Annotated in this window: 2 protein-coding genes and 1 pseudogene; all 3 read right to left on the bottom strand. The window is 50.5% G+C overall.

Going from position 1 to position 1,152, the window contains the following annotated elements:
* Positions 1-353 (bottom strand): annotated as a pseudogene (locus GY843_RS03750) (hypothetical protein); the annotation flags it as partial.
* 16 nt (positions 354-369) lie between these two features.
* Positions 370-597 (bottom strand): 30S ribosomal protein S18, encoded by a 228-nt coding sequence (gene rpsR, locus GY843_RS03755; protein WP_007020960.1) that lies wholly within the window; start codon positions 595-597, stop codon positions 370-372.
* Between the two features lie 23 nt (positions 598-620).
* Complete coding sequence (gene rpsF, locus GY843_RS03760; protein ID WP_297306669.1) at positions 621-1,052, bottom strand: 30S ribosomal protein S6; 432 nt, start codon at positions 1,050-1,052, stop codon at positions 621-623.
* Between the last annotated feature and the right edge of the window lie 100 nt (positions 1,053-1,152).

The following is a 1,152-nucleotide window of genomic DNA, read 5'->3' on the forward strand; positions in this document are numbered from 1 at the left end:
AGATAGCCATCGAGCAGTACTTCCATACCCACTCCGGCTACAGCTCCAATTGGCAGTGCCAACATCAGCACCTTTGCCCAGGAAACCGTTTCCCTCAACGTAACTGCAAGCAGATATGTGCCTACAATAACGGCCAGTGGTGTCGGATCAGACACACTGTATGCCCAGACTCCAGCAGGCAAAACCGCCCAAATCAGAAGCCCGGCACCATCACGCGGTCCTTTTCGCAAAGTAACCAGAGCGACGGCAGCTGCACTTACCCAGTAGAGCAGTGGCAGCAATGCGGCGATAATCGCCACTAAAGCCGCTTGTTTGCGGCCCTTCATGACCAATTCGGCCAAGGCACGCATCATGCGACTCTACTACCTCTTACTGATGGCTATCAGTGTAAGGCAGCAGCGCTACGAAACGAGCACGCTTGATAGCAGTTGCCAGCTGACGCTGGTAACGCGCTTTAGTACCAGTGATACGACTAGGTACGATCTTGCCAGTTTCAGTGATGTAACCTTTCAAAGTGTCCAGATCTTTGTAATCGATCTCCTGAACACCTTCAGCCGTAAAACGGCAGAACTTACGACGGCGGAAAAAACGAGCCATTGTATCTCTCCTCAGAATTTAAATTATTCAGCAGCTGCTTCAGAAGCTTCAGCTTTTGGAGCTGCTTCTGCAGGCTTTTCTGCTGCTTTTTCAGCTGGCTTGTTGTCGTCACGACGAGGCTTACGCTCTTCGCGAGATTCAGCAGCTTTAATTGGAGAGATCTCAGTGATCGCTTCTTTACGACGGATAACCATGTTACGCAGAACTGCATCGTTGTAACGGAACAGGTTTTCCAGCTCGTCCAGAGTTTCCTGACCACATTCGATGTTCATCAGGACGTAGTGTGCTTTGTGAGCATTGTTGATTGGGTAAGCCAACTGACGACGACCCCAGTCTTCCAGGCGGTGGATTGTGCCTTCTGCACCCTCGATTAGAGTGGTGTAACGCTCAACCATCGCTTGAACCTGCTCACTCTGGTTCGGGTGAACCAGAAATAAGATTTCATAATGACGCATTGTAGCTCCTTACGGGTTAGTAGCCTCCGGACCACACCATGTGACCGAGGGCAAGGAGATTGGAAATAGTTCTCCAAAGGACGCGTAATTCTACGCACCT

Origin of the sequence: Neptuniibacter sp. (genome assembly GCF_024231755.1) — a bacterium.
In the GTDB taxonomy this organism is placed as follows: Bacteria; Pseudomonadota; Gammaproteobacteria; order Pseudomonadales; family Balneatricaceae; genus Neptuniibacter.